This window comes from Microbacterium sp. CH1, from assembly GCF_001595495.1.
Classification (GTDB): domain Bacteria; phylum Actinomycetota; class Actinomycetes; order Actinomycetales; family Microbacteriaceae; genus Microbacterium.
The window spans coordinates 923,995-932,295 of record NZ_LOSO01000011.1; the positions used below are offsets into that span (position 1 = coordinate 923,995).

Sequence of the window (8,301 nt, forward strand, 5' to 3'; positions counted from 1 at the left end):
CGCGTATCCGGATGTCAGTGGCCGCGGACGCGACGGGTCGCGTCCTGCACCTCGCCGACGAGCTCCTCGAGGATGTCCTCCAGGAACAGCACGGCGGTGGTCTCCCCCCGGGCGTCGCGGACCTTGGCGAGGTGGCGACCCGCCCGTCGCATGACGGCGAGCGCGTCCTCCAGATCGGTGTCCTCCTGCACGGGCACCATGTGGTGGATGCGCTTGCCGGGGATCGGCTCGAGCACCTTGGCCTCGGCATCCGGGCCCTCCGAGGCCCGCAGGATGTCCTTGAGGTGGACGTAGCCGATCGGGACGTCCTCGTCGTCGACGATCACGTAGCGCGAGAACCCGTAGCGGGCCACCGCCTTCTCGATGTCGTCGGGCGTGGTCGTCTGCGGCAGCGTGACGAGGTCGCTCAGCGGCACGGCCACGTCGCGCGCCTTCTTGTCGGTGAACTCGACCGCGGCCGTCACCGTGCCCGCGGTGTCCATGAGCACGCCCTCACGGCGCGACTGGTTGACGATGGTCGCGACCTCGTCGAGGGTGAACGTCGACGCCGCCTCGTTCTTCGGCTCCACGCGGAAGAGGCGCAGCACGCCGTTCGCCGCCGCGTTCAGCAGCCAGATCACCGGCATGAACACCTTCGAAACCCACACCAGCGGCGTCGCCAGCAGCAGCACGGCACGGTCCGGAATCGAGAACGCGAGGTTCTTCGGCACCATCTCGCCGAACACGACGTGCAGGAACGACACGATGAGCAGCGCGATCGTGAACGACACGACATCCACCGCGCCGTCCGACCAGCCCAGCGCGTGCAGCGGCACGGCGAGCAGATGGTGGATGGCGGGCTCGGACACGTTCAGGATGAGCAGCGAGCAGATCGTGATGCCGAGCTGCGAGGTCGCGAGCATGAGCGTCGCGTGCTCCATGGCGTACAGCGCGGTCTTGGCCGGGCGCGAGCCGCGCTCGGCCTTCGGCTCGATCTGGGAGCGCCGCGCGGAGATCACCGCGAACTCGGCGCCGACGAAGAACGCGTTCGCCGCCAGCAGGACGACGAGCCAGGCGAGGCCTCCCCAATCGCTCACAGGGACACCCCCTCGATGACGACGGCATCCGGTCTCGGGACGTAGCGCACCCGATCCACGCGGCGGCCGTCCATGCGGACCACCTGCAGCGTGCCGCTGTCCAGGGGCACCTCGTCGCCGACGACCGGCACCCGCTCGAGGACGCTCATGACGTAGCCGCCGACCGTGTCGTACACATCGCCCTCCGGCACCTCGACGCCGGCGCGGCTGCGTAGCTCGTCCGGACGCAGTTCGCCGGGGAAGGTCACCCCGTCGCGGTTGCGGATGATGCCGGCCCTCGTCCGGTCGTGTTCGTCGGACACCTCGCCGACGAGCTCCTCCACGAGGTCCTCCAGCGTCACGATCCCCGCCGTCCCGCCGTACTCGTCGACGACGACCGCGAGCTGGTAGCCGCGACCGCGGAGGTCGGAGATGAGCGCGTCGACGTGGGCGGTCTCCGGCACGCGGAGCGGGTCGGTCGCGAGGGCACCGACGGGCACCTCGGCCCGGCGTTCCCGCGGCACCGAGATGGCGGCCTTGAGGTGCACGACGCCGGTGATGTCGTCGAGGTCCTCATCGAAGACCGGGAAGCGGCTGTGGCCGGTGCGCCGCGCCAGCTGGATCACGTCGTCGACCGAGTCGCCCGCGGCGATCGCGTGCATGCTCGGGCGCGCCGTCATGACGTCGGCCGCGGTGAGCCGCGAGAACGTGAGCGTGCGGTCCAGCAGCGTGGCGGTGTCGGCCTCCAGCACTCCGGCGCTCGCCGACCGTCGCACGAGGGACGAGAGTTCCTCCGCGCTGCGGGCGCCGGAGAGCTCCTCCTTGGGCTCGATGCCCATGCTGCGCAGCACCCCGTTGGCGCTGCCGTTGAGCACGACCACCGCCGGCTTGAACACGGTCGTGAAGGCGATCTGGAACGGCACGACGAGCTTCGCCGTGGCCAGGGGCAGCGCCAGCGCGAAGTTCTTCGGGACGAGCTCGCCGAGGATCATCGAGAGCACCGTCGCGACGAACATCGCCACCACGGTCGCGATGGGAGCGACGGCGGCTTCCGGGATGTTCCAGGCGACGAGCGTGGGGCGCAGGAGGTTGGACAGCGCCGGTTCCATCGTGTATCCGGTCAGCAGCGTGGTCAGCGTGATGCCGAGCTGCGCGGAGGAGAGATGCGTCGAGGTGTGCCGCAGGGCGCTGATCGTCAGGGAGAGGCGGGACTCGCCTCGCGCCTGCCGCGCTTCCAGATCCGCGCGGTCGAGGTTCACGAGGGCGAACTCGCTCGCGACGAAGAGGCCGGTGCCGACCGTGAGCAGAAGCCCCACGCCCAACATGATGTAGTCCATCAGATCTTCCTCTCCGGGGAGAGAACGGGACGGTGGGGCGATGTTCGGCAACTGGGAGGGTCGTCCATAGTGCGCTCGATTCTACAGAAGCGGACTGTGGTCGCGGCAGGTGATCACCAACTGACCGGCAGCGCCTTGCCCTCCTCGTAGCCCGCCGCCGACTGCAGTCCGACGAGAGCACGGTCGTGGAACTCCGGCACGGTCGCGGCCCCGGCGTAGGTGAAGGACGACCGCACGCCCGACGTGATCATGTCGAGCAGGTCCTCGATGCCCGGGCGCAGCGGGTCGAGGTAGATCTTGGAGGAGGAGATGCCCTCGGCGAACAGCTCCTTGCGCGCCCGCTCGTAGGCGTCGAGCCGACCGAACCGCGCCTTCACCGCCTTGGTCGAGGCCATCCCCCACGACTCCTTGAACAGACGACCGTCCGTGTCGCGCTGGAGCTCGCCCGGGGCCTCGATCGTCCCGGCGAACCAGGAGCCGACCATGACGGAGGCCGCACCGGCCGCGAGCGCGAGGGCGACGTCCCGCGGGTAGCGCACCCCGCCGTCGGCCCAGACGTGCGCTCCGGCCTCGGCGGCGGCCTGTGCGGTCTCCAGCACCGCGGAGAACTGGGGACGACCGACCGCCGTCATCATCCGCGTCGTGCACATCGCCCCTGGTCCGACGCCGACCTTGAGGATCGAGGCGCCCGCGTCGACGAGATCCCGCACGCCGTCCGCGGTGACGATGTTCCCCGCGACGATGGGGAGCCCGAGCCCGAGGGACGCGACCTCCTGCAGCGCCCGGAGCATGCCCTCCTGGTGGCCGTGCGCGGTGTCGACGACGAGCACGTCGACCCCGGCCGCCGCGAGCGCCTTCGCCTTCGCCCCGACGTCGCCGTTGATGCCGACCGCCGCGGCGACGGCCAGGCGCCCGTCGGCGTCCACGGCCGGCCGGTACAGCGTGGCGCGGAGGGCGCTGCGGGCGCTCAGCGTCCCGACGAGGTGGCCGTGGTGGACGACCGTGACGACCTCGACGTCCGCCTCGGTGATGACGTCGAAGGCGTGCCGTTCGGAGCCGATGTCGTCCGCGTCGATGGACGGCGTGCCCCGGTGCACGAGGTCGCCGAGCTGCGCGTCGGGCAGCGCGGTCGCGAGACGGGTGGCCGGGAGCACCCCGACGATGCGGTCGACGGGGATCGGTGCCGCGCCGGAGGCCACGACGATGCCGTGGCCGGGGGCGGCGGGGAGCAGGCGGAGGGCGTCGGCGACGGTCGCCTCCGGGGGCAGCACGAGCGGCGTGTCCCAGAGCACCGGCTGCTCCTTCACGTCGCGGATCGCGGCGTCGAGCTCCTGGAGCGGGAGGTCCTGCGGCAGCACGCCCAGCGCTCCTCGGCGCGCGAGCACGGCGGCGATCCGCGGCCCGGTCACCGAGTTCATGTTCGCGGCGACGAGCGGCAGCGTCGCCGGGGTGCCGTCGTGCGGAGCGAGATCGACCTGGAGGCGACTGGTGACGGCCGAGCGGCGCGGCACCAGGAAGACGTCCGAGTAGGTCAGATCGACGGTCGGCTGCGCACCTGAGAACTCCATGTCTCCACGGTACCCAGATCGGCGCGCCACGGGTCGTGCTGTTCGACGTCTCCTCGGTCGAAACAGGTTAGGCTTGGTGGTCGAGAGTGTGCGGGCCCGAGCGCATCCTGCGTCGTGCGTCCGCATCGGAGATCTTCAGCGATGAAAGAGGGCGATAGAGCGTGTCGAACCAGGTGACCGGCGTCGGTGGCGACGGGGGGTTCGGAGCCAATTCCTGGCTCGTCGAAGAGCTCTACGAGCAGTTCAAGGAGAACCGCGACTCGGTCGACAAGGAGTGGTGGCCCATTCTGGAGAAGTACCACTCCGAGACCACGGCCGCCGGAGGCGCTGCCGCTCCCACCGCGACCGCGGCCCCGGCGCACCCCGTGACCGCTCCCATCCCCGTGATCGGTGCACAGCCCGTCGCCCGCACCACCGCGAAGCCGGCCGCGGCCGCGCCGATCCCCGCCCAGGCGCCGAAGCCGAAGCAGGAGTCCAAGGAGACGCAGCAGCCGTCCGAAGAGGACAAGGTCACCCCGCTGCGCGGTCTGCCGAAGACCCTCGCCGCGAACATGGACGAATCGCTCACCGTCCCCACCGCGACGAGCGTCCGCACGGTCCCGGCCAAGCTGATGATCGACAACCGCATCGTCATCAACAACCACATGGCCCGCACCCGTGGCGGCAAGGTCAGCTTCACCCACCTCATCGGCTGGGCGCTCATCCGCACCCTCGACGAGTTCCGCAGCCAGAACGTCTTCTACGCCGAGATCGACGGCAAGCCCTCCGTCGTGGCCCCGGCGCACGTCAACCTCGGCATCGCGATCGACCTGCCCAAGCCGGACGGCACCCGCGCCCTCATGGTCCCGAGCATCAAGCGTGCCGACACCATGACCTTCACCGAGTACCTCGCCGCCTATGAGGACCTCGTCACCCGCGCCCGCGCCAACAAGCTCACCGCCGCCGACTTCCAGGGCACCACGGTCTCGCTCACCAACCCGGGCGGCATCGGCACGGTGCACTCGGTCCCGCGTCTCATGAAGGGCCAGGGCTGCATCATCGGCGCCGGCGCCCTCGAGTACCCCGCCGAGTTCCAGGGCGCGAGCGACAAGACGCTCAACGAGCTCGCGATCGGCAAGACCATCACGCTCACGAGCACCTACGACCACCGCGTCATCCAGGGCGCCGGCTCCGGCGAATTCCTGAAGAAGGTGCACGAGCTGCTCATCGGGCAGCGGGGCTTCTACGACGACATCTTCGCGGCGCTGCGCATCCCGTACGCGCCCATCCGCTGGAACCCGGACATCGCGGTCGACCTCGCCGAGCGCGTCGACAAGCAGTCCCGCGTGCAGGAGCTCATCAACTCCTTCCGCGTGCGCGGCCACCTCATGGCCGACATCGACCCGCTCGAGTACCGTCAGCGCTCGCACCCCGACCTGGAGATCGAGAGCCACGGCCTGACCTTCTGGGACCTCGACCGCGAGTTCGTCACGGGCGGGTTCGGCGGACGCCGCGTCGCCAAGCTCCGCGACATCCTCGGCGTGCTGCGCGACTCGTACTGCCGCACTCTCGGCATCGAGTACATGCACATCCAGGACCCGGAGCAGCGCCGCTGGTTCCAGGAGAAGGTCGAGGTCAAGTACCAGAAGCCCGGCCATGACGAGCAGCTGCGCGTACTGCGCAAGCTCAACGAGGCCGAGGCCTTCGAGACCTTCCTGCAGACGAAGTTCGTCGGCCAGAAGCGCTTCTCGCTCGAGGGCGGCGAGTCGCTGATCCCGCTCCTCGACGAGATCCTCCAGGGCGCGGCCACGGCCGGGCTGGAGGGCGCCGCGATCGGCATGGCCCACCGCGGCCGCCTGAACGTGCTCACCAACATCGCCGGCAAGACGTACGGCCAGGTCTTCCGGGAGTTCGAGGGCACGCAGACCCCCGGCAACCAGCGCGGCTCGGGCGACGTGAAGTACCACCTGGGTACCGAGGGCACGTTCGTCGCCGACGACGGCTCCGCGCTGCCGGTGTACCTCGCCGCCAACCCCTCCCACCTGGAGACGGTCGACGGCGTGCTGGAGGGCATCGTCCGCGCCAAGCAGGACCGCAAGCCCATCGGCACCTTCGCCTGGCTGCCCATCCTCGTCCACGGCGACGCGGCCTTCGCCGGCCAGGGCGTCGTCGTCGAGACCCTGCAGATGTCGCAGCTGCGCGGCTACCGCACGGGCGGCACGATCCACGTGGTCGTCAACAACCAGGTCGGCTTCACCACGACGCCGAGCGACGCCCGCACCTCGGTCTACGCCACCGACGTCGCCAAGACGATCCAGGCGCCGGTCTTCCACGTGAACGGCGACGACCCCGAGGCGGTCATCCACGTCGCGCAGCTCGCGTTCGAGTACCGCGAGCGCTTCCACCGCGACGTCGTGATCGACCTCGTCTGCTACCGCCGTCGCGGCCACAACGAGGGCGACGACCCCTCGATGACGCAGCCGCTGATGACCGACCTCATCCAGGCGAAGCGCTCCGTCCGCCGCCTGTACACGGAGTCCCTCGTCGGTCGCGGCGACATCACCGAGGAGGAGTACGACGAGGCCAAGGCCGACTTCCAGAACCGTCTGGAGATCGCCTTCGCCGAGACGCACGCCGCCGAGACCGGCGCGACCCCGATCGCCCCCGAGGAGGCCCCCCAGGTCGAGGACCAGGTCGGAGCCCCCGAGGTCACCGGTGTCCCCGCCGAGGTCATCCGCCTCATCGGCGACGCGTTCGTGAACAAGCCCGAGGGCTTCACGGTGCACCCGAAGATCCAGCAGCTGCTGGAGAAGCGCCTCGACATGAGCCGCAACGGGAACATCGACTGGGGCTTCGGCGAGCTGCTCGCCTTCGGCTCGCTCCTGGTCGAGGGCACCCCGGTGCGCCTCGCCGGCCAGGACTCGCGCCGCGGGACCTTCGTGCAGCGGCATGCCGCGCTCCACGACCGGGCGAACGGCCAGGAGTGGCTGCCGCTGTCGAACCTGTCCGACGCGCAGGGCCGCTTCTTCGTCTACGACTCCCTCCTCAGCGAGTACGCCGCGCTCGGCTTCGAGTACGGCTACTCCGTGGAAGCTCCCGAGGCCCTGGTGCTGTGGGAGGCGCAGTTCGGCGACTTCGTCAACGGCGCCCAGTCGGTCATCGACGAGTACATCTCCGCCGCGGAGCAGAAGTGGGGTCAGCAGTCCAGCGTCACGCTCCTGCTCCCCCACGGCTACGAGGGCCAGGGACCGGACCACTCCTCCGCGCGCATCGAGCGGTTCCTGCAGCTGTGCGCCCAGGACAACATGATCGTGGCGCGTCCGTCGACCCCGGCGTCGCACTTCCACCTGCTGCGCCGGCAGGCCTACGCCCGCCCGCGCAAGCCTCTCATCGTGTTCACCCCGAAGGCCATGCTGCGCCTGCGCGGCGCGACGAGCCCGGTGGAGGCGTTCACCGGGGGCCGCTTCGAGCCGGTCCTCGACGACGACCGCGGTCTCGACCGTTCCACCGTGAAGCGCGTGCTCGTGCACAGCGGCAAGGTGCACTGGGACCTCCGCGCCGAGCTGGAGAAGAACCCGAACCCGGAGATCGCCCTGGTGCGTCTGGAGCAGCTCTACCCGACGCCCATCGACGCGCTGAAGAAGATCACGGACTCGTACCCGAACGCCGAGCTCGTGTGGGTGCAGGAGGAGCCGGAGAACCAGGGCGCGTGGCCGTTCCTGGCTCTGGCCTTCGCGGACGTCCCCGGCGACCGCTCGTTCCGCCCGGTCTCGCGTCCGGCGTCGGCCTCGCCGGCGACGGGCTCGTCCAAGGTGCATGCGACCGAGCAGGCCGCGCTCATCCGCGCGGCGGTCACCCTGGGCTGACCGCCTCTCTGACGACGAAGGGCGCCCCGGCTTCGGCCGGGGCGCCCTTCTCGGTTTGTGGGTCAGTACCAGATGTCGAGGGACGGCGCCGGGAAGGCGACGAACGCACGGTCCAGTGCCTCGACGGCGTCCACCGGGCCCGTGATCCGGCCCGCTCCGTGCAGCGCGGCGACGCGGATGCTGCCGGCGTAGATCGACGAGAGTGCGGAGACGTCGAGGACGAGGTCCGCCTCGGCGCCCGGAGCCTCCTCGATGTGCGCCCGCCCCTCCGCGTCGACGCGCAGGCGCCAGGTGCCCGCGGCGAATCCCAGGGGGTCCTCGATGCGGAGCACGGTGTCCAGGGGCGCGGCGTAGGTCCGGGCCGTGAGCGCGGCGGGGACGTCCAGGACGCGGAGCCAACCGTGGTCGTGAACCTCCTGGGTGACGCCGCGCGGGTCCGCGACCAGCCACGGCAGGGCGTCGTCGAGCGGTCGGAGATCGGCGGTCACCTCGTCGA

The 8,301-nt window shown here is 70.5% G+C and carries 5 protein-coding genes; 1 reads left to right on the top strand and 4 read right to left on the bottom strand.

Annotation, left to right across the window (positions count from 1 at the left end; all coding sequences use genetic code 11):
• Positions 1-14 precede the first annotated feature (14 nt).
• From AUV07_RS07860 to AUV07_RS07870, 3 genes are all read right to left on the bottom strand, one after another.
• Entirely contained in the window at positions 15-1,076 is a 1,062-nt protein-coding gene (locus AUV07_RS07860; protein WP_025103069.1) for a hemolysin family protein, read from the bottom strand.
• Positions 1,073-2,392, bottom strand: a complete 1,320-nt coding sequence (locus AUV07_RS07865) for a hemolysin family protein (RefSeq protein WP_062635102.1) — start codon at positions 2,390-2,392, stop codon at positions 1,073-1,075. Before AUV07_RS07865 ends, AUV07_RS07860 begins: the two co-directional genes overlap by 4 nt.
• Positions 2,393-2,505: 113 nt before the next feature.
• Complete coding sequence (locus tag AUV07_RS07870; protein WP_062635104.1) at positions 2,506-3,960, bottom strand: GuaB1 family IMP dehydrogenase-related protein; 1,455 nt, start codon at positions 3,958-3,960, stop codon at positions 2,506-2,508.
• Between the two features lie 161 nt (positions 3,961-4,121).
• Between AUV07_RS07870 and AUV07_RS07875 the strand changes: the two genes are divergently transcribed.
• The gene (locus tag AUV07_RS07875) at positions 4,122-7,805 is read left to right on the top strand and encodes a multifunctional oxoglutarate decarboxylase/oxoglutarate dehydrogenase thiamine pyrophosphate-binding subunit/dihydrolipoyllysine-residue succinyltransferase subunit (protein ID WP_062635106.1); all 3,684 of its coding nucleotides are present in this window, start codon (positions 4,122-4,124) and stop codon (positions 7,803-7,805) included.
• Positions 7,806-7,867: 62 nt separating this feature from the next.
• Here the strand turns inward: AUV07_RS07875 and AUV07_RS07880 are convergent.
• On the bottom strand, positions 7,868-8,301 hold a 434-nt coding region (locus AUV07_RS07880; RefSeq protein ID WP_197462126.1), incomplete at its 5' end, for a sterol carrier protein domain-containing protein.

Excerpts from the sequence above, each read along its gene's own strand:
- AUV07_RS07870 (WP_062635104.1), bottom strand. The coding sequence starts at position 3,960 with ATGGAGTTCTCAGGTGCGCAGCCGACCGTCGATCTGACCTACTCGGAC.
- AUV07_RS07865 (WP_062635102.1), bottom strand. The coding sequence starts at position 2,392 with ATGGACTACATCATGTTGGGCGTGGGGCTTCTGCTCACGGTCGGCACC.